The sequence below is a fragment of the Streptococcus sp. 400_SSPC genome, assembly GCF_001072745.1.
Taxonomy (GTDB): Bacteria; Bacillota; Bacilli; order Lactobacillales; family Streptococcaceae; genus Streptococcus; species Streptococcus xiaochunlingii.
The window spans coordinates 49794-75002 of record NZ_JVIQ01000015.1 but is presented as its reverse complement, the minus strand read 5'-3'; the positions used below and the strand labels follow the sequence as shown (position 1 = coordinate 75002).

19 protein-coding genes are annotated in these 25209 nt (G+C 41.7%); 3 read left to right on the top strand and 16 right to left on the bottom strand.

All coding sequences use genetic code 11. The features are described 5' to 3' along the window. Window positions 1-41: 41 nt before the first annotated feature. The 16 genes from ADH49_RS09685 to ADH49_RS02880 form a co-directional block, all read right to left on the bottom strand. A complete protein-coding gene (locus ADH49_RS09685) occupies window positions 42-272 on the bottom strand; it encodes a DUF1146 family protein (RefSeq protein ID WP_082161854.1) in 231 nt (76 codons plus the stop codon). A gap of 87 nt (window positions 273-359) precedes the next feature. Continuing rightward, window positions 360-779: a F0F1 ATP synthase subunit epsilon gene (locus ADH49_RS02950; RefSeq protein WP_048689307.1), complete on the bottom strand. Its 420-nt coding sequence runs from the start codon at window positions 777-779 to the stop codon at window positions 360-362. Between the two features lie 13 nt (window positions 780-792). Continuing rightward, window positions 793-2199: a F0F1 ATP synthase subunit beta gene (gene atpD, locus ADH49_RS02945; RefSeq protein ID WP_048689303.1), complete on the bottom strand. Its 1407-nt coding sequence runs from the start codon at window positions 2197-2199 to the stop codon at window positions 793-795. An 88-nt stretch (window positions 2200-2287) separates the two neighbouring features. Then, entirely contained in the window at window positions 2288-3169 is an 882-nt protein-coding gene (locus ADH49_RS02940; protein ID WP_006596944.1) for a F0F1 ATP synthase subunit gamma, read from the bottom strand. 15 nt (window positions 3170-3184) lie between these two features. Beyond that, window positions 3185-4690 (bottom strand): F0F1 ATP synthase subunit alpha, encoded by a 1506-nt coding sequence (gene atpA, locus ADH49_RS02935; protein ID WP_048689300.1) that lies wholly within the window; start codon window positions 4688-4690, stop codon window positions 3185-3187. 15 nt (window positions 4691-4705) lie between these two features. Next, complete coding sequence (locus ADH49_RS02930; protein ID WP_048689296.1) at window positions 4706-5242, bottom strand: F0F1 ATP synthase subunit delta; 537 nt, start codon at window positions 5240-5242, stop codon at window positions 4706-4708. Beyond that, the gene (gene atpF / locus ADH49_RS02925) at window positions 5242-5736 is read right to left on the bottom strand and encodes a F0F1 ATP synthase subunit B (RefSeq protein ID WP_048689293.1); all 495 of its coding nucleotides are present in this window, start codon (window positions 5734-5736) and stop codon (window positions 5242-5244) included. Before atpF ends, ADH49_RS02930 begins: the two co-directional genes overlap by 1 nt. 15 nt (window positions 5737-5751) lie before the next feature. Then, window positions 5752-6468 (bottom strand): F0F1 ATP synthase subunit A, encoded by a 717-nt coding sequence (gene atpB, locus ADH49_RS02920; RefSeq protein ID WP_048689291.1) that lies wholly within the window; start codon window positions 6466-6468, stop codon window positions 5752-5754. Between the two features lie 32 nt (window positions 6469-6500). Continuing rightward, a complete protein-coding gene (locus ADH49_RS02915) occupies window positions 6501-6701 on the bottom strand; it encodes a F0F1 ATP synthase subunit C (RefSeq protein WP_006596628.1) in 201 nt (66 codons plus the stop codon). 272 nt (window positions 6702-6973) lie between these two features. Then, the gene (locus ADH49_RS02910; protein WP_048689287.1) at window positions 6974-12739 is read right to left on the bottom strand and encodes a ZmpA/ZmpB/ZmpC family metallo-endopeptidase; all 5766 of its coding nucleotides are present in this window, start codon (window positions 12737-12739) and stop codon (window positions 6974-6976) included. A gap of 302 nt (window positions 12740-13041) precedes the next feature. Further along, complete coding sequence (gene glgA, locus ADH49_RS02905; RefSeq protein WP_048689284.1) at window positions 13042-14469, bottom strand: glycogen synthase GlgA; 1428 nt, start codon at window positions 14467-14469, stop codon at window positions 13042-13044. Continuing rightward, window positions 14469-15605 (bottom strand): glucose-1-phosphate adenylyltransferase subunit GlgD, encoded by a 1137-nt coding sequence (gene glgD / locus ADH49_RS02900; protein ID WP_048689281.1) that lies wholly within the window; start codon window positions 15603-15605, stop codon window positions 14469-14471. The genes glgA and glgD overlap by 1 nt, the downstream gene beginning before the upstream one ends. Then, a complete protein-coding gene (locus tag ADH49_RS02895; RefSeq protein ID WP_048689275.1) occupies window positions 15595-16737 on the bottom strand; it encodes a glucose-1-phosphate adenylyltransferase in 1143 nt (380 codons plus the stop codon). The genes glgD and ADH49_RS02895 overlap by 11 nt, the downstream gene beginning before the upstream one ends. 117 nt (window positions 16738-16854) lie before the next feature. After that, the gene (glgB, locus tag ADH49_RS02890) at window positions 16855-18756 is read right to left on the bottom strand and encodes a 1,4-alpha-glucan branching protein GlgB (protein WP_048689271.1); all 1902 of its coding nucleotides are present in this window, start codon (window positions 18754-18756) and stop codon (window positions 16855-16857) included. Between the two features lie 386 nt (window positions 18757-19142). Then, window positions 19143-20876 carry a phosphoenolpyruvate--protein phosphotransferase gene (ptsP, locus tag ADH49_RS02885; protein WP_048689268.1) on the bottom strand — a complete coding sequence of 578 codons (1734 nt, stop codon included), beginning with the start codon at window positions 20874-20876 and terminating at the stop codon, window positions 19143-19145. 2 nt (window positions 20877-20878) lie between these two features. Further along, a complete protein-coding gene (locus ADH49_RS02880) occupies window positions 20879-21142 on the bottom strand; it encodes a phosphocarrier protein HPr (RefSeq protein WP_006596636.1) in 264 nt (87 codons plus the stop codon). 430 nt (window positions 21143-21572) lie between these two features. Here ADH49_RS02880 and nrdH point away from each other — a divergent pair, with 430 nt between their 5' ends. The 3 genes from nrdH (at window position 21573) to nrdF (ending at window position 25166) form a co-directional block, all read left to right on the top strand. Continuing rightward, window positions 21573-21791, top strand: coding sequence for a glutaredoxin-like protein NrdH (gene nrdH / locus ADH49_RS02875; RefSeq protein WP_006596951.1), 219 nt, complete (start codon window positions 21573-21575; stop codon window positions 21789-21791). 132 nt (window positions 21792-21923) lie between these two features. After that, window positions 21924-24083 (top strand): class 1b ribonucleoside-diphosphate reductase subunit alpha, encoded by a 2160-nt coding sequence (gene nrdE / locus ADH49_RS02870; RefSeq protein ID WP_048689264.1) that lies wholly within the window; start codon window positions 21924-21926, stop codon window positions 24081-24083. 123 nt (window positions 24084-24206) lie between these two features. Then, on the top strand, window positions 24207-25166 hold the full coding sequence (nrdF, locus tag ADH49_RS02865; RefSeq protein WP_048689261.1) for a class 1b ribonucleoside-diphosphate reductase subunit beta: 960 nt from the start codon (window positions 24207-24209) through the stop codon (window positions 25164-25166). Window positions 25167-25209: the final 43 nt, after the last annotated feature.

The window sequence follows — 25209 nt, the reverse complement described above, 5'->3', positions numbered from 1 at the left end:
GTCACGACTACTATCATACCATAAATTCATCAAAAAAGAATCTAAAAGTTCCCGTTAAACAGTTGCCGACTGAATTCGTAAATACTGATAAAGAAGCTACTAGTTAAATATCCTACACTAATGCTGATCAATAAAATAAGAAGTCGAATTTTCACAGCTGTTTCGGCAGTTACCTTTAAAAAACGCTCCCACTGAACCACCGTTGAAAGAAGGTGGTAGGCAAAGGAAATAAACAATAAGTGGCTGCAAAAAGTAAAAATCATTTGAATCATACCTCTATTATACCATAAGACAAAGTTTCCTTTCATATTCTTAAGATGCGAAAAAAAGAAGTCGATCCAATCAACTTCTTTTTGTATTTATAATCGATTTCCGACATTAATCCGGTTAATAGCGCGTTGAAGGGCAATTTTTGCACGACGCTCCATATCAACAGAATGTTGATCTTTGGCTTCTTCAAGGGCTTTTTCAGCACGCATTTTTGCACGCTCAGCCCGGCTAACATCAATGTCCCGAGCGCGTTCCGCCGAATCCGCTACGATGGTAATGACATTATCTGCCACTTCGATAATCCCACCATTCACGGCGATCCAATCAATGTGTTTTTCGTCATCGACTCGACGGACCTTGACTTGGTCTACAGCCAAAACCGCAATGGTATTGATATGACGAGGTAAAATCCCTAATTCACCATCAATTGTCTTGACAGATACAAATGCGGCATGATGATCATAAACCAGTCCATCCGGTGTAACGATTTGGACGTTCATCTGACTCATCTTTCACCTCTTCTTAGAATCCCATTTTTTCAGCTTTTGCAATCACATCTTCGATCGAACCGACACCACGGAAGGCGTCCTCAGGCAAGTGGTCGTGTTTCCCATCCAAAATTTCCTTAAAGCCACGTACAGTTTCTGCAACCGGTACATAAGAACCTGGTTGACCTGTAAATTGTTCCGCCACGTTAAAGTTTTGAGACAAGAAGAATTGAATACGACGGGCACGAGCTACCAAGGTCTTTTCATCATCAGACAATTCATCCATCCCCAAGATGGCAATGATATCTTGCAATTCGTGGTAGCGTTGAAGGACGCGTTTGACCTCAGAAGCCACTGCATAGTGCTCTTCTCCGACGATATCTGGAGAAAGGGCACGGGAGCTAGATGCCAATGGGTCCACGGCAGGGTAGATCCCCAATTGAACCAATTTACGCTCCAAGTTGGTGGTTGAGTCCAAATGGGCGAAGGCTGTTGCTGGGGCAGGGTCTGTATAGTCATCGGCTGGCACGTAGATGGCCTGGATCGATGTAACAGAACCTTTCTTGGTTGAGGTAATCCGTTCTTGCAATTGTCCCATTTCAGTTGCCAAAGTAGGTTGGTAACCAACGGCTGAAGGCATCCGTCCCAAAAGGGCAGATACTTCTGAACCGGCTTGAGTGAAACGGAAGATATTGTCGATAAACAAGAGAACGTCCTGACCTTCGACATCACGGAAGTATTCCGCAATAGTCAAACCAGTCAAAGCTACACGCATCCGTGCTCCTGGAGGTTCGTTCATTTGTCCAAAGACCATGGCTGTTTTTTCGATAACGCCAGATTCTTTCATTTCCCAGTAAAGGTCATTCCCTTCACGGGTCCGTTCTCCAACTCCGGTAAATACAGAGATCCCACCGTGCTCTTGGGCAATGTTGTGGATTAATTCTTGAATCAAGACGGTCTTCCCAACTCCGGCACCACCGAAGAGGCCGACCTTCCCACCTTTCAAGTAAGGGGCAAGGAGGTCAATGACCTTGATCCCTGTTTCAAGAATTTCTTCTGAAGTAGAAAGCTCATCAAAGGATGGAGCTTTTTTATGAATGGATTCACGAGGAGCATCTTCTGGAAATGCTTCTTCCAAGTCAATGGTATCTCCCAAGACGTTGAAGACCCGTCCAAGAGTTTCTTTTCCGACAGGTACAGAGATTGGACGACCAGTGTCCAATACTTCCATCCCACGAGTCAAGCCATCTGTTGATTCCATGGCAATGGTACGAACGACACCATCCCCAAGTTCAAGAGCTACTTCAAGAACGACTTTTGATTTTTGTTGGTCATTTTTATAGACTACAAGCGCATTATTAATCTCAGGGAGTTTATCGCCCGTAGCAAAAGCTACGTCAACGACAGGGCCTACAACCTGAGAAATTTTGCCTAAACTCATGTCATTCTCCTATTCTATTAAGTTTCTAAGCTTGTGAATACATACCATCAAGCTTATGTTTGTATTGTTAAAATGTGCATCGAATCAACTACTCAAGCGCACTCGCTCCTGCAACAATTTCCGTAATTTCTTGCGTAATGGTTGCCTGACGAGCACGGTTGTATTGAATGGTCAATTCATCAATTACCTTCTTGGCATTGTCTGTTGCGGTTTGCATGGCCATCATACCGGCAGCATTTTCAGCTGTTTTAGCATCAATGATGGCTCCATAAATCATACTTTCCGCAAACTGTGGAAGCAATTGATCCAAAATCGCATCGCGGTCTGATTCCAACTCCAGATTCAAGATATAATCTTCATCCGCTTCATTGGGGTCCAAGTCAATGATCGGAAGCATTTGCTCTACCCGCAATTGACTGGTCAAACTGTTGACGTGGTGATTATAACAGACATACAATTCATCAAACAATTCATTTTGATACATTTGGACTGTCTTATTGATGATCTTCCGCACTTCATCAAAGCTTGGTTGATCAGCTAGACCACGTAGTTCATAAACCGGCTGGATGCCTCTTGCTCTAAAGAAATCTGCCCCAATACTTCCAATACAGATGACTTCAAAATCCTCACCCGTTGGATGGTATTCTTCCTTCAATTCCATGACTGACTTGAGGATAGAGGCGTTATAGCCTCCCACTAGTCCACGGTCAGAAGTGATAACAATATAAGCAGACTTTTTGACAGGACGACTCTTTAAAAATGGATGGTACTTAGCATTCTCAGCCTCGTGTCCATGTAAGAGGTCTGTCAATAGTTTACGAACTTTAGATGCGTAAATTTGGAAGTCCTTGGCAGCTTGCTCAGACTTCCCAAGTTTGGCAGCAGATACCATCTGCATAGCATTTGTAATTTGACTGGTATTCTTTGTCGATGCAATTTTATTTTTGATATCATTTAAAGAAACTGCCATCTGCCACTCCTATTTCTATTTGAAACTTGATTGGTTGACAAAGTCAGTAATCACTGCATCCATTGTTTCTTCACTTGGAAGATCTTTGGTCGTACGAATGGTTTCAAAGATTTCTGGATGATGCGCTTCTACAAAGGCAAACAATTCCTCTTCAAAGCGAAGGATATCATCAACTGGTACACTATCCAAGAATCCATGTGTCAAAGCATACAAGATCACCACCTGTTTTTCGACAGTCAATGGTTCATGGACCGGTTGTTTCAAGACTTCTACTGTCCGGCGACCACGGTTCAACTTGGCTTGAGTAGCGGCATCCAAGTCACTACCAAACTTCGTGAAGGCTTCCAACTCACGGTAAGAAGCTAGGTCAATACGGAGAGTCCCCGCAACCTTCTTCATAGCCTTGATTTGGGCTGATCCACCAACCCGCGATACAGATGATCCCGCATCGATGGCTGGACGAATTCCTGAGTTAAAGAGGCTATCTTGCAAGAAGATTTGGCCATCCGTAATCGAAATCACGTTAGTTGCGATATAAGCAGAAATATCTCCTGCTTGTGTTTCAATAATTGGAAGCGCAGTGATGGAACCACCACCTAATTCATCCGATACTTTCGCAGAACGTTCCAATAAACGGCTGTGAAGGTAGAAGACATCCCCTGGGAAGGCTTCACGTCCTGGAGGACGACGAAGAAGAAGGGACAATTCACGGTAAGCAACGGCTTGTTTTGACAAATCATCATAGACGATCAAAACATGTTTGCCATTGTACATGAACTCTTCGGCCATAGCAACCCCTGCATAAGGTGCAAGGAATAGCAATGGAGATGGTTGTGAGGCTGATGCCGTCACCACAATGGTGTAATCCATGGCTCCATACTTACGAAGTGTTTCTACTTGTGTCCGAACTGTTGATTCTTTTTGTCCAATTGCTACATAGATACAGATCATGTCTTGACCTTTCTGGTTCAAGATAGTATCGATGGCAATCGAAGTTTTCCCTGTTTGACGGTCTCCGATGATCAATTCCCGTTGGCCTCGTCCAATCGGAACGAGGGCATCAATGGCTTTCAAGCCCGTTTGAAGAGGCTCTGATACAGATTTCCGTTGCATAACACCAGGAGCTGGTGTTTCAACTGGACGGAAGGTATCTGTTACAATTTCTCCCAAGCCATCCACTGGCTGACCAAGAGGATTGACAACCCGACCAATCAAGGCATCCCCAGCAGGGACTTCCATGATTTTACCAGTCCGACGGATCGAGTCTCCTTCACGGATATCCGTAAAGTCTCCAAGGATGATAATCCCGACATCTGTCGTTTCCAGGTTTTGCGCCATCCCGTATGAGCCGTTTTCAAAGATCAACAACTCACCACTCATTGCATTTTCAAGGCCATGAGCACGCGCAATCCCGTCACCAATATAGGTAACGACTCCGGTCTCTGTGACGTCAAAATTTGGCTGGAAATTTTCAATTTGTTGCTTAATTAAAGCGCTGATTTCTTGTGCGTTAATCGCCAAAATTCACACCACTTTCTATTTCAAATTTGCTTTTATGACTTGCAATTGACGTTTTAGACTGGTATCAAGCGTCTTGTGATTTGCTGAAACCACAAAACCACCAATCAAATCTGGATCCAATTTTTCTTTCAGAGAACGAACTTGGATGCCAAACTTCTTTTCAATAATAGGGATCAACTTTTCTTTTTGAGCCTGATCGAGTCCTGCAACCGAAGAAACGGTTACTTCGAAACAGTTGCTCACCTGTTGAATTTGCTCCATACTAACTCTGACAATATCATAAAATAAGGCTTCACGATGATTGAGAATAACCACTTCAATCAAATGGTCTAGTAATGCTGAATCCGAGTTTTGGAAAAGTCGCAGACTCTTCGCCTTCTCTTCATCCTCTACACCGATATGAGCTAAAAATGCAGCAAGGCCTGTTTCCTCAAAAACAGCCTTTATTTGACTTAATTTTTCATAAACGTCATCTTGCTGATTTTTTTCAAATACCAATTGAACAAAAGGCTGGGAATATTTCTCAATTACCATTAATTGCTTTTTGTCCATTAGGCATCTCCTAATTCATTCAGGTAGCGATCAATCAGTTGGCGATGGCCTTCAGAGTCCAATTGTTGGCTTAGCAATCTACCTGCTAAGTTAACGGTTAGATCTGCGACATCCCCCTTGATACTGTTCATCGCTTCTTCTTTATTTTGCGAAATTTCTAATTGCGCTTTTTCTTTCAAGCGAAGGGCTTCTTGGTTAGCTTCACTGAGAATATGAGCCTTATTTTTTTCGGCTGTTTCCTTAGCCGTTTCAAGAATCGTTGTAGCTTCTTGACGACTACCTGCCAACTCTGCTTCGCGTTTTGCAGCTAGTTCCTCAGCCTTTTTACGGGCCGCCTCTGCTTCGTCAATATCGTTGGTGATTTTTTCAGCACGCGCATCCAAAATACTAGTAATATTGCCCCAAGCAAATTTCTTTACTAAAAAGATTAATAAGAGGAAGGAACCAGCGATCAGTATAAAGTCACCAATAATGGTACCAATTGTTAAATCCATCTTCTACTCCTCTACTTACTCTTCCTCACCGTTTATTTTTTTACCTATGTACATGGATGACAACATGGTAAATACATAGGCCTGGATACATGAAATGAAAATCGAAAAGGCTGTCCATAACATGCTTCCGATAAAGGCTGCTGGATACCAATAAAAGGCTTGTTGAGACAAGGCTAAGAGCAAGCCTGCCAATACTTCACCGGCAAAAATATTCCCGTAGATCCGAATTGCTAAGGAAGCAAAATTGGTCACCTCTTCTAGGAGGTTCATTGGGGTCATAAAACCTGGTGTTGCAAAAGCCTTCAAATATTCCTTAAAGCCTCGACGACGAACCCCTTCTATATGTGCGATCAAGGTGATCATAAAGGAGAGAGATAAGTCATAGCCGAGGTTAGCCGTTGGGGAAGTCCACAAGTTATAACCATTTGTTGTTTGAACTTTTGCCATTAAGCCAATATTATTGGCTACCAAAATAAACATAAAAAGAGAAAACAAGAATAAAGAATAATTCTTCATATAATGCTCTCCAATGTTTCCCTTGGTAAAGCTAATGACAAAATCATAGATCATCTCAAGAGCATTTTGTTTGCCCTTGGGACGGAGGGTCATTTTGCGACTTGCCCAATAGACAAAAGCAAAGACCATCAAAACGGTTACAAGAGACATGGCAAGTAGGGTCAAATCAAAGGATACTGGTCCAATATTTAGAGTTGGATTCACACTTTCTTCCAAGGTTTGACACCTCCTTTCCTAAATAGAGAAGTCTATTTAATAACGAAGGCCATGGCCAAGGTTACGAAGAAGGTACCTTCTACGAAGGCAATCCCAAGGATCAAAAGGCTACGTAATTGACCGATAATCTCTGGTTGACGAGAAGCAGCTTTAAAAAGATTACTCATAATCAATCCTTCAGCAATGGACACGCCGAAGCAGGCAAAACAAAGACCTAAAAATGTTAAATTCATGATGAATTCTCCTTAAATAAATTTTACTCCCTTAGTTTACTCCTAAAAGATATAATAGTCAAATGTTTGCTTAGAAAGAAAACGTTTTACGGCAATTCTGTCACCACTTTTAAAATTCCTCTTGCCACTAGCGTTCAAAAGATTCTCATTATCTTTAGACACTTTGTCTATTTTTGTATTTCAAACAAATTTATATTATTTTTATCAGAAGAGGAAGCATTATTACCAAGGATAGAAAAAACTCACCTGACGAGCAGATGAGCATTTTCTTCCTATTTAAAAATAGAGGTTTTGAAACTGTCTGTTTGTTGTAGCAATTTCTTAAAGACTTTTTCTTTCAGTGAAACAGTATTGTCAAATTTGACAGAACCGTTACTTAGAGTAGCCTTATCTTTATCCACTGCTTCAGCAAATGCACGTTTCAAGTCTTCATAGCTATTGTAGGTTTTACCATCGATGTCAATAGCCTGAATTCCATTTTTGGCACTTGTCACAACTTCATTGAAGTAAGCTTTCTTCCAATCTTCAAGATTGTTAAATTTTCCTTCAGATATCTTGTTAATGATGAAGTCATCACCTAGTGTATCTTTACCAGCTTTTTTAGATTCAGCTTTTAGCATGTTAGAAGCATAGTTTAGGAAGCCTTTTTCGTAGCCATAGTAACCCCAGATTCTGAAGGTGTTGTGTTTGAAGGACATAGCGCCAGGAGCACCTTCACTGGTATTTCCGCCATAGATACCTGTCATCATTGGTACGGTCACATAGGCTGAACCAAAGTCAGATGGATTATATACTCCATTTCCAGGACCACGGTTGGTCATGAAGTTGTTTGTAACTAAGTCATCAACTGTACGCAAAGGAATAGTCTTTTCATCATCACTTAAAGGTCGAACCTTATCGAATTGATTCTTGGTATTATTTCCTCGGTACTGCTTGTCTACTTTCTTGAACCAAGCGTTGTTTAAATCTTGATTTTCTTTATTGAGGACAGCTTCTCCTTCAAGATAATCCAGAAGCATAAGAGTGTCATTGTAGCCCTTCATGTACCGATCAATTTCGTCACGTGATTTAAGGTCATTTGGATTGGTGTTATACCATTGATTTCCATCATTTGGACGTTCATAAGCCATGTTGAGACCTAGGGCTTTGTATTCCCCATTTGGATTGGATACTGACGGAGTTTGTAACATTCCTTGAGCAAAGGCTTCAAGATCTGTTCCTTCACGGTGTCTTGAGCCACCCAAGTAGACCATACGGTCATTGACGTGCGTCGTTTCGTGGGTAAAGGCAGATACCCCAAAATCACTAATCATATCCGTCACCATAAAGAAGACAGAATCATCTTTATATGGATTTCCATAAACGCGAGCTACAGCTCCCATGCGCCAATCAGTCGCATGGTAACGGTCGGTAGGTCCATACAATTCACGGATTGGAGCCACATCTTTACCACTGTTAGTATGGCCATAACGATCTGTACTAATGCCCTTGTAGTTTTGGTTATCAAGAACAGGGGTCGGCACCATATTATTGCTCTTCAAGAGTTGATTGCGAACCTTATCCGTTGCCAGACGTGACCAAAAATCTAGGTAATTCTGTTGTCCTTTCGCAACCTTATCGATTTCAGCTTTGAAGGCATTCCGCTCTGCTTCCGTGTTCTTACCATATTTCTCGAAGGAACTATAGGCCATGGTGTTATAGGTTGAAATCAAGAACATATGGGCATCTTTTAAGTTCAAGAGTGGCAAGATCATTTTACCGTGAACATCATTGTTTAAGCCCTCATAGGCTCTATGCTTAGCAGATGCGAATGCTGGATTGGTTGTCTCAGGCTCGACAATATAGACATTGTCTTTGGTTGCTTTGATGAACCAATCGTTCAAGTCTGTCTCTTTTGTGAAGAGTTCCATGTTGTATTGCAAGAAATCATTGAGATTTCCAGAGCGAGTATGCTTAGCAACTACTTCTCGGAAAGCATCATGGGTACGAGTCCCTTTGATGTAGTCTTCTTTTGAACCAATTTCGATCAAGCGGTCTAAAACATCGACATTCTTCCCATAGAAGTCTGGCTTGAACAACATGAGTTGCTTAAGATTGACATCATCAAACTTCACTCCATAATAGCGGTTGAGGTAAGAGAGACCCAAAAGAACAGCGGCCTTGTTGTCATCAACTTTCTTGATAAGAGCACGTTTGGCAGCCTCATCCGTGTTTAATTGATGGTCTTGGTTTTCAACCAGTTGTTTGACAAAGTGAGTCAGATTGTCCTTGACTTCTTGGAAACTTTCTTCGAGGTAAAGGTTCTTAATAGCATTGACTTTGTTTGGCCCTGTTCGACCAAGATGTGTGTAGATAGGATCTGATTGTAATTCTACAGGACTTAATTTCCCTACGATGGCACCAATGAGATCACTACGGTCTTTGTCCACCATATTCGGCGTGTAGACTACTTCACCGAGTTCCGCTACACTGTACTCTTTGACTTGTTTGACCTTGGACTCTTTCGGTGAAATGCTGAAGACATCTTTGGTCTTATCTGCATAGTGGATCATAATATGATCAGCATCAGCTAATTCCGTCACAAAGGTATTGCCTTTCATAGCAGTTACAGACAATACTTCTTTAGTCAAGAGAGGACTGCCTGCAGCTAATTTATTACCTTGGTCTACAATCCACTCTTTATTATAGAAAGGTTGAAGTTTTGCAATATTACGGTAAGCTAGCTCACGAGTTGCATCATAACTATCAATTGCTTTGTACTGATCGTCTTTGTTTAGACTGTTATTAAGCTTGTCTTCAATTGGTTTGCTGCTAGTAAATTTATCAGCAGTGATTCCCATTGCTACAATTTTCTGCTCAGCTTCTGCCAGTGAGATACTTGGAATTTTACGTGAATTGTTAAAGGATTTCTTACCTTCACTCACGCCATCAACACTATAATTACGTTTGGTTCTTGAATAGGTGAAGTAATCGTCAGCATCAATATCTGAGTGACCAAATACCATCTCACCTGTTTTGACTTTCATCATAGTGATGTTGTCTTCAATAGTACCCAAGGCCCAGTTGGTACCCAGCAATCCACCAGATTGAACAGCTTCTTTCAGTTCGATCGAACCTTTAGCAACTGAATTTCTAAGGACTCCTTCTTTACCGACCGTGTAGTTATTAGCACCATTTTGAGATGAATAGACTAGACCTGCAGCTTTTGCTTTATTACCAGTCATTTCAGCATCAACGTAAGCTTTTTCAACAACACCCTTCCAGTTTTCACCAAGAATACCAGCTAAATAGCCTCCTCTATTGCCTGCAGCGTGAAGTTTACCAATAAAGGCAACATTACTTACTTTTCCACTACCATCAATTTTATTGATAATACCAGCTACATCATTATTACCGACAACACTTCCTGTTACTTTGACATTCTCGATAGTTGCATTGTTTTTGATGACATTGGCAATTGGAGCTACTCGATCAACTCCAGGCATATCAATATTTACATTTTCTAGTAAGAGATCCTTGACAGATCCACCTTCAATGTTTCCAAATAATGGTCTAGTGATATTATGAATGGCAAATTTATTGCCATCAGTACTTCCCAATGAACCTTTAAAGGCATTGGTTACATAAGATTTGCCAGCAGCTGGTACATTATTAGCATTCATATTGCTACCAAGTTTAAATGTACCAGTCGGATTGGCTTGCATAGCTTTTACAAGTTCATTAAAGTCGTAGTAAACATCACCTTCGTGAGCTTTTGGCTTAGGTAAATAGTGTACATACTCTTCAGTGAAACGATTCTCTGCAGTACGTTGAATCAAATCAGGTGCCTTAGCAGTTACTTTGTATAGTTTATTTCCACCTACAGTAACTTCTTCGATTTTATCAACAGCTAGTTTCGTAACCTTGTTATCGTAAGTCGTAACTTTTAAGTAGTAAGGCTTAACATTCGATGGTGTCTCCGACAAGAGGCTACGATCAGTCTCAAGGCCTTGGTCATCCACGCTAATCAGACTGGTTTCCTTGATGTTTTTGACTTCAACTTTTTTAAGGTCAAGTCTTAGCGGTTCTTCCTTAAGAACTTCTTCTTCATCCCCATTTCCACGGTCATAGACCATGGTCGTTGCGAGCGTATAATCCTTGTAGTAGTCCAAGTCCGCTAAGGCAGCTGCTAAGTCCGTCTCTGAAAGGGCAAACGTTTTAACCACTTGATCACCCTTCTTCAATACAGCCTGGATAGACTTGATGGTCACACCGTCTGGTTTGTCCAAACGATAAGTAGCTTTAGCACTACGCTTCAATTCTTCCTTCTCGACCTGGGTCAAGGTTAAGGTTGGCTTTTCAAGTTCTTTGGTCCCTTTTTGAATGATCTGATCTTGCGCTTGTTCTACCACTTCTTCGGAAATCGTAGGAGCATCCGCCGTTTTAACTCCCTTGATGGTCTTGTAAACCTTGGTGATTTTCTTCTTCCCATTCTTACCGGCTTGAGAAACCCTTTCAGTTCCTTTTAGCAAGGTGCCATCTTGTTCGGTTACCGTCTTAAATGGAATCTCCTCAAAAGCAACTTCCTCTGTTTGGCCTTCAATCGCCTTACTTCCACGACTGATTCTTTCTGTCACAGGAGCTTTTACCGTTTCAGTTGTCGTGCTGAGGGGCTCGCCAATCTTCTCACCATTGACCGTCTTATAAACACGACGAATCTCCTGACTACCAGCCTCGCCTTTCTGAAGAAGGCTTTCTTCATCGGTGTAACGATTAGCATCCGTTACATACTCTGTTTCATATGGAAGGATTACCATTTCTGTCTCCGTTACTGTCCCTTCGGTCGCTTGGTAAACTGGGTTCTCCGGTTGAATTGGGGCTTCGCCGACATGGCCTTCTTCCTGGGTTCCCTTGGCTTCAACGACACCTGTATAGGATGGAGTCTCCGGTTGAACAGGCGCTTCTCCTACATGACCTTCTTCTTGTGTTCCCTTGGCTTCAACGACACCTGTATAGGTTGGGTTCTCCGGCTGAACAGGCGCTTCTCCCACATGACCTTCTTCCTGAGTTCCCTTAGCTGTGACTACTGGGGCAGGTTGTGGACTTGGTTGAACATCCTCCTTGGTCCCGACAGCAAGAATTTGTGAAACTGGTTCTTTAGTAACCTTGCTTTCAACTACCTTGCGAATTTCCTGACCATTTACCGTACTTACTTCTGTAAAAACAGTCTGTTCACCATTTTGTCCAGCTCTTAAAACTGCTGTTTGACCTTTTGCTAAAGTAGGATCTGCTTGTTCTACCGTTTCAAACGGAATAATTTCTGTTGAAACTTCAACGTTTGGCTTGTCCACTATAGGGAATGCAGGACCCTCTTCAGGTGTTACCTGAGATAGAGTCTTTCCTTCTATTGCAGGTTGGGATACTGGCTTCTCCTCCACTTTTACATGAGGTTCTTGGCCCGTAGCTCTTGGATCAACTGGACAACGCAGGTAGCCAACATAGTCATAGCCTTCAATCGGAATGACACCATTGACCAGTTCTTTACTGCTTGCAATTGAAAGAGTTTGATTGTAGCTTGCTAATTCAATATTTTGCAAGGCTGCAGCATCAATGGATAAGAGTAGGCTTTGCCCCATGGAACCAATTAATAGGAGTCCCATTACTTTTTTACGATGTTTTTTGGACAGCAAAAGAACTGCTAAAGAGGCAGTCGCTATACTAAGGCCAGCAATCGCCAATTCGGTCGTCCCTGTTTGAGGTAGTAGCCCTTGACTAGGTGTTTTTTTCTTATAGACCAGATAAAAGGTATCTTCATTTTGATATTCTTCAGGAATTGCACGAATCACCTGAGCTTGTTCCTCAGGTGTCAACTCATTTTCCGTGACATACCCCATATGAACTGTCGCTTCTACCGTGAATTGATCAGCTTGTACAGAAGGCGCTCCTACTACACTCCCTGCAAAAAGAAGGGCTCCAATAGCAACCGGACCTACTCCGACGGATAATTTCCGAATCGAATACTTGGTAATCTTTTCAAAAGCTTGTCTTCTTTGTTTCATCCTATAATTTCCTACATAGTAATATTTGTAAATCATAGGAAGTCACATTTATTTTTGGAGAGGAATGACACTTCCCCTAAAACGCTTCCCGTGATTTTTTACCTTTATCTATCTTATCTTTTTTCGAATCTTTTAGCAACTCATTTTGCTCAGATTTCTTCCCTTTTTGCTTCCTATATGTAAGTAGCTCCTCTTCCTTTCTTAGCAACAAAAAAACTCCTAAAATGTACCGGCCCCAAGAGTCAGATTTTTCTGTCTAACTTTTGGGGTCAGTTCAAAATAGGCGTTTTTAGAGATTTATCTTACAAAGACTGATAGAGATCCGCATAGTGTTGACTAGCCGTATCCCAAGAGAAATCACGACTCATGGCTTCTCTTTGAAGACCGTACCAAGCATTCTTATCATGAGTATAGACTGTCAAAGCTTGATCGACAGCCCAGTTTAACCAATAACCAGATAGGTTGTTAAAGCTAAATCCAGTACCACTGCCATCGATGACATTATAGGCTTGCACTGTATCACGCAGTCCCCCTACCTCGTGAACCAATGGCAAGGTGCCGTAGCGCATAGCCATCATTTGAGAAAGTCCACATGGTTCAAATCGGCTTGGCATCAAGAAAACATCCGAAGCGGCATAGATTTCTTGCGCCAACTGCACGTCAAACATGATGTTAGCAGAAAGTTTATCTGGATAAGCTTGACCAAACCAAGCAAAGGCTTGCTCAAAGCCAGGATCTCCTGTACCCAAAAGAACGATTTGGATATCCTTTTGTAGAAGGTTGTGGAGTTCTTCAACCACCACGTCAAAGCCTTTTTGGCGGGTCAAACGAGAAACAATTCCAAACAAGGGAACATCATCACGTACCGAAAGTCCGACACGTTCCTGAAGAGCTCGCTTACTTGTTGCTTTCCCTGATAAATCATCTTGACTGAAATGATAGGTCAAGAGCGGGTCTGTTTCAGGATTGTAGAGGTCTGTATCGATTCCATTCACAATACCCGTTAATTTACCAGATTCCATCCGCAAGATTTGATCGAGTCCGCAACCATATTCAGCCGTCATGATTTCATAACCGTAACTTGGTGAAACAGTGGTCACACGATCAGCATAGAGGATCCCGGCCTTCATCCAGTTTAAGCAATCTTTCCACCGAAGAGTGCCATCCTCATAGCGCTCAAATCCAACTCCAAACAAATCCCACAACATTCCTGGGTCAAACTGACCTTGGAACTCCAGATTATGGATGGTCAAGACAGACTTAATACCATTGTAAGCTTGAATCCAACGGTACTTTTCCTTAAGAAGGAAAGGAATCATGGCGGTATGATAATCATGAACATGGATGATATCTGGAATAAAGTCTACTCGTTCCATCATTTCCAGCGTTGCCAATTGGAAATAGGCAAAGCGCTCCCCATCATCAAAATCTCCGTAGACATGTCCTCTAAAGAAATATTTCTGGTTATCAATAAAATAGAAAGTAACACCATCACGATAGATGCGTTTCACACCAACGTATTCACTTCTCCATCCAACTCTGGTCTCGAAGTGTAGCACATCTTCAACTTGGTCGCCAAATTTCGCCTCTACCATGTCATAGTAAGGGAGGACGACACGAACATCATGGCCTTTTTTAGCCAAGGATTTAGGGAGTGCCCCAATAACGTCTCCCAAGCCCCCCGTTTTTGAAAAAGGAGCTCCTTCAGCGGCAACAAACAATAATTTCATTATCCAATATCCTCTGTAATTACAGCACCTTTTTTAATCACAAGAGGTGCCTCTTTGGTTCCACGAATGGTAACGCCAGTTTCAACTACGACACCCTTGTCAAGAATCGCATGCTCTACGACTGCTCCCTCATGGACAACAACACCTGGGAACAAGAGACTGCTACGAATTTCTGCCCCCTTATGGAGATGAACCCGACGAGAGATGACAGAATCATGTACCAAAGCTTCGACAATGCTTCCTGAGGCAAATTGCGAATTCTTAATTTGCGAACCAGTCGCATAGTAAGTTGGCTCTTCATTTTTCACCTTGGTATAAACTTTTTGATTTGGTGAGAAGAGTGACATGAATTTCTGAGTTTCCAACATGTCAAGATTAGCGCGGTAATATGACTCAACAGAGTGAATATTGGCAATATAGCCAGTGTATTCAAAAGCGAATGCCCCATATTCAACCGCTAAATCACGTAAGATATAACGCAGTTTTTCTGGATGTTCCTTATGAACTTCTTGCTCCAATTTTTCAATCAACCAAGGAGTATCCACAATAAAGATGTCGGTCGACATATTGTAAAATGCTTCAGGATCTTGGCCTTCAAACAATTTTTGACCAGTCACATGGTCTGTCTCATCAATATCCAAGATTGCATTTACTTCTGAGATATCCCGTTGATGCATCTTTTTGTACACCACTGTAATAGGTGCATCAATGGTATTATGCAAATGGAAAACCTGGTTTAAATCAATATTGACCAAGACGTCACAGTTCAGAGCGACTGTCTGGTTCGAACCAGAGCGTTTCAAATAGGTCAAGAGTTGCTCGTAGTATTCTTTGCCAACGTTTGAACTTTCTACTGGAGTGTTGTAGATACCGAGATAGTAGTGACTCAAGAGGGTTGACAAGCCCCACTCACGACCAGAGCGAATATGGTCAAAGACAGAACTGATATTTTCTTGCTGGAAGATACCAAATACACTACGAATTCCCGCATTAGCGAGGCTAGAAAGCGGGAAGTCGATCAAGCGATATTTTCCATCAAATGGCAGACTGGCAACAGGACGATGATCTGTCAATGATGACATATCATGGAAGCCTACTGTGTTTCCTAAAATAGCTGAATACTTATCAATCTTCATCTGTTGCTACCCCCACTTTTTCGTTATATCCAACGACTTGTACTTCTTCCGTTCCATCGATGACAACACCTTCTGAAACAACTGCTCCTTCACCGATAATAGCACGTTTAATCACAGCACCTTGACCGATAATGGCACCACTCATGACGACAGAATCTTCAACGACTGCACCTTTACGAACTTGTGCTTCCGTAGACAGGATAGAACGTTTTACTGTTCCGTCTACCAAGCATCCATCCACTACCAAGGAATCTTCAATTTGGGCATGTTCGCCAAAGGAATTTGGTGGTGAAATCAAGTTACGAGAATAGATCTTCCAGTGACGATCCCGGCTGTCCAAGGCATTGTTTGGATCAATGTATTCCATATTCGCTTCCCAGAGAGATTCAATAGTTCCCACGTCTTTCCAATAGCCATTGAATTCATAAGCATAGACACTTTCTCCAGATTCAAGGTAAGTTGGAATAACGTTTTTACCGAAGTCAGACATATCGATGTCACTCTTCTCTGCAGCCACTAGCATGTTGCGAAGACGAGACCAGTCAAAGATATAAATTCCCATAGAAGCTTTTGTTGATTTTGGCTCTGCAGGTTTTTCTTCAAATTCGACAATTCGATTGTTGGCATCCGTATTCATAATTCCGAAACGGCTAGCTTCTTTTAAAGGTACATCTAATACAGCTACTGTAAGGCTGGCATTGTGATCTTTGTGAGACTGAAGCATGTCGTCATAGTCCATCTTGTAGATATGGTCTCCAGAAAGGATCAACACATACTCTGGATTGATGCTATCGATGTAGTCGATATTTTGGAAAATCGCATGACTTGTTCCTTCAAACCAACGATTTCCTTCACTTGCAGAATAAGGTTGAAGGATAGAAACCCCAGTATTAATACCATCAAGACCCCAACTGGAACCATTTCCGATATGGTTGTTTAAGGCAAGCGGTTGATACTGAGTAATCACGCCAACATTGTGGATACCTGAGTTGGCACAGTTGGATAAGGCAAAGTCAATAATACGATAACGTCCACCAAATTGCACTGCAGGTTTGGCAATGCTTTGAGTGAGTTTTCCAAGGCGAGTTCCTTGCCCACCAGCAAGGATCAGAGCTAGCATTTCATTCTTCATTGATTACTCCTTTTTGGATTGACGAGACCTTCTTCCCACCTCTGAGGAGAGGCACTGTGGCCTCTTCTACAGACTTAGGAATGGGATCATAGACTGCGATCAGTAGATCACCAACAACTATTTTTTTGTTTTAGACACATTGGAACGAAGTTTTCGTTTCACTTTCCATACACTAGCTCCAAGAGCCGGTAAGGTGAAGGTCAAGGTTTGTGGATAATCTTTCCATAATCCCTCTTGAGTCTTCACTTCCTGGTTGTGCTCTTTCCAGACACCTCCCCATTTCTCTAATTCTGTATTCCAAACTTCTTCATAGACCCCAGCAACAGGGACGCCGACTGTAAAGTCCTTACGCTCTACTGGTGCCATATTAAAGATACATAGCAGATGATTTCCTTTTTTATCCTTACGAGTAAAGGTCAAGACACTTTGATCTCGGTTATCTGCATCAATAATCTCAATACCATCATAGCTATCATCAATTTCCCAGAGCATCTTGTTATCTTTGTAGAATTGATTGAGCTGTGAAGTAAACTCTTGCATCTTGCGGTTCATGTCATCTTCTAGATTGGACCATTCTAGCTGTTCTTCAGACTTCCATTCTAAAAATTGGCCAAACTCTGAACCCATGAAGAGCAATTTCTTACCTGGGTGACAAATCTGATAGGTCAAAAGGTTTCGCAAGCCAGCAAACTGGTTGTAGCGATCTCCCCACATCTTATGCATGAGACTCTTCTTCCCGTGGACCACTTCATCGTGAGAAAATGGCAACAAGAAGTTTTCAGAGAAAGCATACATAAAGCTAAAGGTCACCAAGTTGAAATCAAATTTCCGATAAATAGGATCTTCCTCATAGAAGCGAAGGATATCATTCATCCAGCCCATATTCCACTTGTAGTCAAATCCTAAACCGCCATACTCTTCTGGACCAGTGATCTTGGTGCCAGATGAACTTTCCTCCGCTGCCATGATGACATCCGGATGTTCTGATTTAATCACAGCATTCATCCGCTTAAGGAAATGAATCCCCTCATAGTTGAGATTTCCACCATCAATATTTGGTGTCCATGGACCACTATCGTAGTCTAAGTAAAGCATGTTGCTGACCGCATCGACCCGGATTCCATCCAAATGGTAAAACTCAATCCAGAACTTCACACTAGAGATAAGGAAGGATTGGACCTGGTTTTTCCCTAGGTCAAAGTTCATTGCTCCCCAACCATAGTTGTGGGCACGATGATGGTCCTGGTATTCAAAGGTTGGTGTCCCATCATAATAAGCTAAGGCATCATCATTGATGGTAAAGTGACCCGGCACCCAGTCCACAATCACCCCGATGTTATTCAAGTGACAGGCCTCAACGAAATCCTGAAACTCTTCCGGTGTTCCGTAGGAATGCTCTAAGGCAAAGTAACCCATCAATTGGTAGCCCCAACTTAATCCAAGCGGGTGAGCCATCACTGGCATGAACTCCACATGGGTATAGTTCATTTTTACCAAGTAAGGAATCAAGTCTTCCTTCAACTGAGCAAACGAATAAGGGCTTCCATCTTCGTTGCGTTTCCAAGAACCGGCATGAACTTCATAGATATTTACTGGACGAGATCTAAAGCCAAGTTTTCTCCGTCTAGCCATCCAGAGTCCATCTTTCCATTTCCTCTCTGGAATATCTGTAATGACCGCTCCTGTTCCTGGACGTTTTTCCATGCGGACTGCTAAAGGATCCACCTTCATCAAGCGGTGGCCATTTTGTCTTGTAACATGGAACTTATAGATATCGCCAACTTGAGGTGCAGTTGTAAAAACTTCCCAAACACCAGCTTCGTTTCTTACCATAGGAATTTCATTTTCTTCCCATTGGGTGAAATCACCTACCAGGTGTACTGCCTGAGCATTTGGAGCCCATACACGGAAACTATACCCTTCCACACCATCTACTTGCTCTTTATGAGCCCCTAGATAATGTTGAAGATGAAAGTTCTCTCCGGTTCCAAATGTATACAATGCTTGTTTCGTATCCATTCACTCACCTCTCTCGCTTTTATGTAAGCGCTTCCTATTGATATTATTCTACTATAAATAGTTGAAATATTCAAGATTTTTTCTTGAATAATACGATGAAAAATTATGAAAAGAATTTGAAACTTTCATTGTTTCCCTGAAATTTCCTAAAGTAGATTCATAATTGTTCAGTTTTCAAACTATCTTTCCAATATTATACTATAAAAATAATTGTAATTAAACCTATTTCCGAAAATTTTTGGAAAATTTAAATTTTTTGTTTTGATATAGCAACACCTACTCCATTTTTGTTCAGCTACTTCATTTAAAGAAACAAATACAGGTTTAAAATAAAAAAGCTACCACCTCTTCCGAGGTGATAACTTTTATCAGATTTTTAAGATCAATTAGTCTACGTTCACGTATTCTTTAGAAAGTTCAAGCACTTCTTCCATAGTTGAACATTCAGTAAGAGCACGATTGGCGTATTCTTGCATCTTAGCTGTGTCAAGTTTCTTCATCAAGCTACGTGTACGAAGGACAGATGTAGCTGACATAGAAAACTCATCCAAGCCCATTCCGACAAGAAGAGGAACAGCTGTTTGGTCACCAGCCATCTCACCACACATTCCAGCCCATTTACCTTCAGCGTGAGCTGCTTTGATCACATTGTTGATCAAACGAAGGATTGATGGGTTATATGGTTGGTAAAGGTATGAAACTTGTTCGTTCATACGGTCAGCAGCCATGGTGTATTGGATCAAGTCGTTTGTACCAATTGAGAAGAAGTCAACTTCTTTGGCAAATTGATCAGCCAACATCGCTGCTGCTGGGATTTCGATCATGATCCCTACTTCGATGTCGTCAGCAACGGCAACACCTTCCGCAACCAATTTCGCTTTTTCTTCTTCCAGAATACCTTTAGCTGTACGGAACTCTGTCAACAAAGCAACCATTGGGAACATGATCCGCAATTTACCGTGAACAGATGCACGAAGCAAAGCACGCAATTGTGTACGGAACATTTGGTTACCTGTTTCAGAGATAGAGATACGCAACGCACGGTAACCCAAAAATGGGTTCATTTCTTTAGGAAGATCGAAGTAAGGAAGTTCTTTATCCCCACCGATATCCATTGTACGAACGACAACAGGTTTACCGTTCATTCCTTCAAGAACCGCTTTGTATGCTTCATATTGATCATCTTCAGTTGGGAAATCTTGAGAATCCATGTACAAGAATTCAGTACGATAGAGACCAACAGCTTCTGCACCATTTTCGTTCACACCTTCAACGTCTTTAGGTGTACCGATGTTAGCAGCCAACTCGAAGTGTTTGCCATCTGCAGTAACAGTTTTGGCATCTTTCAAAAGAGCCCATTCAGCTTTTTGTTTGGCATAAGCTTCACCAGCTGCTTTAAATTCTGCAATTTGTTCTTCACTTGGGTTGATGACTACTTCACCAGTGATTCCAGATACGGCCAACACATCACCATCTTTTACAAGATCTGTAATGTTGTTTGTACCAAGAACCGCTGCAATTTCAAGTGTACGCGCCATGATCGCTGAGTGACTTGTACGTCCACCAATGTTTGTAACAAAGGCTTTAACGAACTGTTTGTTCAATTGAGCAGTATCGGATGGAGTCAAGTCATGCGCAACCACGATTGCTTCTTCATTGATGGTTGCAGGGTTTGGCAATTTCTTACCAAGCAAGTTTGCAAGAACACGTTTGGTCACGTCGCGAATATCTGCTGCACGTTCTTGCATGTATGGGTTATCTTCCATTCCTTCAAAGATGGTGATAAACATGTCTGTGACTTCTTTTAAACCAGCCTCAGCATTCACCTTCTTCGTGCGAATTGTTTCCTTGATCTGACCAACCATTTCAGGGTCAGAAAGGACCATCATGTGAGCATCAAATACTTGTGCCGCTTCCTCACCAAGGCTCGCTACTGCATTCTCCCGAATAAGAGAAAGCTCGTTCTGTGAAGCTTCAAGAGCTGCATCCAAACGAGCTTCTTCTGCATTTGTATCTTCAACTGAGATTGTTTCAAATGACAAGTCGGGTTGAACAAGTAGATATGCCTTAGCAACGGCAACACCATCAGATGCTGCAATTCCTTTAAGCATTTCTGTCATGTTTATGCCAATCCTTCTTTTTCCATTGTTTCAGCGATTGCTGCAAGAGCATCATCAGCGTCAGCACCTTCAGCTGAGATTACAACGTCAGCTCCTTGACCAACACCAAGGCTCATAACACCCATGATTGATTTCAAGTTAACTGATTTACCTTTGTATTCAAGAGTAATATCTGAAGCAAATTTGCTAGCAGTTTGAACCAACAAAGTTGCTGGACGTGCGTGGATACCTGTTTCTGCCACGATGTGGAAATCTTTAGAAGCCATAGTTTGACTCTCCTTTTAAAATTAGTTTTTGAGTTATCTGTGATAACCCTTACAATTTGCTATTATATCATCTTCTTCATTATTTTTCAAGATTTTTATCACACACTTACTGAAAATACTTACAGGAAGCACTCATTTTTTCTCTTCTTTTAAACTACTTTTTTACTTTCTTCTATTAAATAAATAGAATTGCTTTCATGGACACAGTATATAGAATTTTAGGAAAATGGTTCGAATTCCTTTGACTTAAAAAACCTATATTTTATCACGTTTTCCTCAATTTTCACTAATTCTTACAATACTACATATTGTGGTATCCTTCGATATAGTTAATTTATGTGCACAATATTTAGTTAAAACTCTTGACAAGGAAAAACCTTTTGTTTATACTAGAAACAGATTTATGAATTTAGAGGAGTTAGATCACATTATGGTGACAATTTATTCAAAAAATAATTGCGTTCAATGTAAAATGACCAAACGTTTTTTAGATACCAATCACGTTGAATACCGTGAAATTAATCTAGATGAGCAACCTGAGTTTGTAGACCATGTGAAGAACCTTGGTTTCAACGCTGCACCAGTTATCCAAACGGCAGATGAAGTCTTTTCTGGCTTCCAACCAGCTAAGCTCAAGAAATTATCTTAAAACTATCAAACAGGATCTGATTGGTCTAGGGAATGGAATACTGTAGTTCTCTACTACAGTGTTCCCCTGGCCCTTTTACTTGTACAGGGGAGCTTGCCTCCCCTTTATTTTTGAATTAGAAAAAGGAATATTATGGGATTAAAATCACTTGAAGACGTAACCTACTTCCGTCTTAATAATGAAATCAACCGTCCAGTTAACGGTCAAATCATGCTTCATAAAGATAAAGAAGCCTTGGATGCTTTCTTCAAAGAAAATGTTGTGCCAAATACCATGGCCTTTGATTCAATAACGGATAAAATCAACTACCTTATTGAATACAACTATATCGAAACAGCCTTCATTCAGAAGTACCGTCCTGAATTTTTGGAAGAATTGGCCCAATTTATCAAAGATCAAAACTTCCAATTCAAGTCCTTCATGGCTGCCTATAAATTCTATAACCAGTATGCTCTGAAAACAAATGATGGAGAGTACTATCTCGAAAGCATGGAAGACCGCGTCTTCTTCAATGCTCTCTATTTTGCGGATGGAAATGAAGAAATTGCTAAAGACATCGCAAATGAAATCATCCACCAACGCTACCAACCAGCTACTCCTTCTTTCTTAAATGCCGGACGTGCCCGCCGTGGGGAATTGGTTTCTTGTTTCTTGATTCAGGTAACCGATGATATGAATGCGATCGGTCGTTCCATCAACTCTGCCCTTCAACTGTCTCGTATCGGTGGTGGGGTTGGAATCTCCCTCAGCAACCTTCGTGAAGCTGGAGCACCAATCAAGGGCTATGAAGGAGCCGCTTCTGGGGTAGTACCAGTCATGAAACTCTTCGAAGATAGCTTCTCTTACTCTAACCAATTGGGACAACGCCAAGGTGCTGGGGTGGTTTACCTTAACGTCTTCCACCCAGATATTATCGCCTTCCTTTCTACTAAGAAAGAAAATGCCGATGAAAAAGTTCGGGTTAAGACCCTTTCACTTGGTGTCGTCGTGCCAGACAAGTTCTACGAGTTGGCTCGTAAGAATGAAGAAATGTATCTCTTCAGCCCATACTCTGTAGAGCGTGAATACGGAGTGCCATTCAACTACATCGACATCACTGAAAAATACGATGAGTTGGTCGCTAATCCAAATATCCGCAAGACAAAAATTAAGGCCCGTGATTTGGAAACTGAAATTTCTAAATTGCAACAAGAATCTGGTTACCCATATGTTGTCAACATTGATATTGCTAACCGTGCAAACCCAGTTGATGGCAAGATCATCATGAGTAACTTGTGTTCAGAGATCCTCCAGGTTCAAGAGCCAAGCTTGATCAACGATGCTCAAGAATTCATTAAAATGGGGACTGACGTCTCATGTAACCTTGGTTCAACCAATGTGGTTAACATGATGACCTCACCTGACTTTGGTCGTTCCATCCGAGCTATGGTTCGTGCCTTGACCTTCGTCACAGATAGCTCTCACATTGTAGCTGTTCCAACAATTGACCACGGAAATAGCCAAGCGCATACCTTTGGTCTTGGAGCCATGGGACTTCACAGCTACCTTGCCCAACAATTGATCGAATACGGATCACCTGAGTCTGTTGAGTTTACGAGCATCTACTTCATGCTCATGAACTACTGGACCCTCGTAGAATCCAACAATATCGCGCGTGAACGTGGTGTTACCTTCCACAACTTTGAAAAATCAGACTATGCCAACGGTAGCTACTTTGATAAGTACACAACCGGAGAATTTGTACCAAAATCTGATCGCGTCAAAGAACTCTTTAAAGATATCTTCATTCCTAGTGCAGAAGACTGGGCTGAACTCCGTGATAAAGTAAAGGCAGATGGTCTTTACCACCAAAACCGCTTGGCTGTCGCACCAAATGGTTCTATCAGCTACATCAATGACGTATCTGCTTCTATCCACCCAATCACACAACGGATTGAAGAACGCCAAGAGAAGAAAATCGGGAAGATCTACTATCCTGCAGCAGGATTGTCGACGGAAACCATTCCTTACTACACTTCTGCCTACGACATGGATATGCGTAAAGTCATCGATGTCTATGCTGCGGCTACTGAGCATGTAGACCAAGGACTCTCACTGACTCTCTTCATGCGCAGTGACATTCCAAAAGGGCTTTACGAATGGAAAACTGAAAACAAACAAACCACTCGTGACTTGTCTATCCTTCGCAACTACGCCTTTAACAAGGGAATCAAGTCTATCTACTACGTCCGTACCTTTACCGATGATGGTGGAGAAGTTGGCGCGAACCAATGTGAAAGCTGTGTCATCTAAGACACTCTGATCCATTGCTACCAAAAAGTCGGTTCGCCGACTTTTTGTGCAGTATTCTAACAATTGTGTTAGAATAATAATGATTGTATGATCGAATGAATTAGAAAAAGAAAGAGATTTCAAATGGAAACTTACTACAAAGCCATTAACTGGAATGCCATCGAGGATGTCATCGATAAATCGACTTGGGAAAAGCTAACCGAACAATTCTGGTTGGATACACGTATCCCTTTGTCAAACGACTTGGATGACTGGAGAAAGTTGTCGAATAAAGAAAAAGACCTAGTTGGTAAAGTCTTTGGTGGATTGACACTCTTGGATACCATGCAATCCGAAACGGGTGTGCAAGCCCTTCGTGCGGATATTCGTACTCCTCATGAAGAAGCTGTCTTTAACAACATCCAATTCATGGAATCTGTTCATGCTAAGTCTTACTCTTCTATCTTTTCTACCTTGAATACCAAGTCAGAAATCGAAGAGATTTTTGAATGGACCAATACCAATCCCTTCCTTCAAAAGAAGGCAGAAATCATCAACGAGATCTACCTCAATGGGACTCCCCTTGAAAAGAAAGTAGCCAGCGTCTTCCTTGAAACCTTCCTCTTCTACTCTGGTTTCTTCACACCGCTCTACTATCTTGGAAACAACAAGTTGGCCAACGTGGCAGAAATCATCAAGTTGATCATTCGTGACGAATCTGTTCACGGAACCTATATCGGCTACAAGTTCCAACTTGGATTTAACGAATTACCAGAAGACGAGCAAGAAAAACTCAGAGAATGGATGTATGACCTGCTCTACACCCTCTATGAAAACGAAGAAGGCTATACAGAGAGCCTCTATGACGGTGTGGGTTGGACAGAGGAAGTCAAGACCTTCCTTCGCTACAATGCTAACAAAGCCCTCATGAATTTGGGACAAGATCCCCTTTTCCCTGACTCAGCGGATGATGTCAACCCAATCGTCATGAACGGGATCTCAACCGGTACATCCAACCACGACTTCTTCTCTCAAGTCGGAAATGGTTATCTTCTCGGTGAAGTAGAAGCCATGCAGGATGACGATTACAACTATGGCCTATAAGACAAAAACCTTTCCAGATGGAAAGGTTTTTTTGTTTTTTTAT

Excerpts from the sequence above, each read along its gene's own strand:
- ADH49_RS02950 (WP_048689307.1), bottom strand. The coding sequence starts at position 779 with ATGAGTCAGATGAACGTCCAAATCGTTACACCGGATGGACTGGTTTAT.
- ADH49_RS02940 (WP_006596944.1), bottom strand. The coding sequence starts at position 3,169 with ATGGCAGTTTCTTTAAATGATATCAAAAATAAAATTGCATCGACAAAG.
- ADH49_RS02910 (WP_048689287.1), bottom strand. The coding sequence starts at position 12,739 with ATGAAACAAAGAAGACAAGCTTTTGAAAAGATTACCAAGTATTCGATT.
- nrdE (WP_048689264.1), top strand. The coding sequence starts at position 21,924 with ATGGGATTAAAATCACTTGAAGACGTAACCTACTTCCGTCTTAATAAT.
- glgD (WP_048689281.1), bottom strand. The coding sequence starts at position 15,605 with ATGAAGATTGATAAGTATTCAGCTATTTTAGGAAACACAGTAGGCTTC.
- atpF (WP_048689293.1), bottom strand. The coding sequence starts at position 5,736 with ATGGATTTAACAATTGGTACCATTATTGGTGACTTTATACTGATCGCT.
- ADH49_RS02930 (WP_048689296.1), bottom strand. The coding sequence starts at position 5,242 with ATGGACAAAAAGCAATTAATGGTAATTGAGAAATATTCCCAGCCTTTT.
- nrdF (WP_048689261.1), top strand. The coding sequence starts at position 24,207 with ATGGAAACTTACTACAAAGCCATTAACTGGAATGCCATCGAGGATGTC.
- ADH49_RS02895 (WP_048689275.1), bottom strand. The coding sequence starts at position 16,737 with ATGAAGAATGAAATGCTAGCTCTGATCCTTGCTGGTGGGCAAGGAACT.
- ADH49_RS09685 (WP_082161854.1), bottom strand. The coding sequence starts at position 272 with ATGATTCAAATGATTTTTACTTTTTGCAGCCACTTATTGTTTATTTCC.
- ptsP (WP_048689268.1), bottom strand. The coding sequence starts at position 20,876 with ATGACAGAAATGCTTAAAGGAATTGCAGCATCTGATGGTGTTGCCGTT.
- ADH49_RS02880 (WP_006596636.1), bottom strand. The coding sequence starts at position 21,142 with ATGGCTTCTAAAGATTTCCACATCGTGGCAGAAACAGGTATCCACGCA.
- nrdH (WP_006596951.1), top strand. The coding sequence starts at position 21,573 with ATGGTGACAATTTATTCAAAAAATAATTGCGTTCAATGTAAAATGACC.
- ADH49_RS02915 (WP_006596628.1), bottom strand. The coding sequence starts at position 6,701 with ATGAATTTAACATTTTTAGGTCTTTGTTTTGCCTGCTTCGGCGTGTCC.
- glgB (WP_048689271.1), bottom strand. The coding sequence starts at position 18,756 with ATGGATACGAAACAAGCATTGTATACATTTGGAACCGGAGAGAACTTT.
- glgA (WP_048689284.1), bottom strand. The coding sequence starts at position 14,469 with ATGAAATTATTGTTTGTTGCCGCTGAAGGAGCTCCTTTTTCAAAAACG.
- atpD (WP_048689303.1), bottom strand. The coding sequence starts at position 2,199 with ATGAGTTTAGGCAAAATTTCTCAGGTTGTAGGCCCTGTCGTTGACGTA.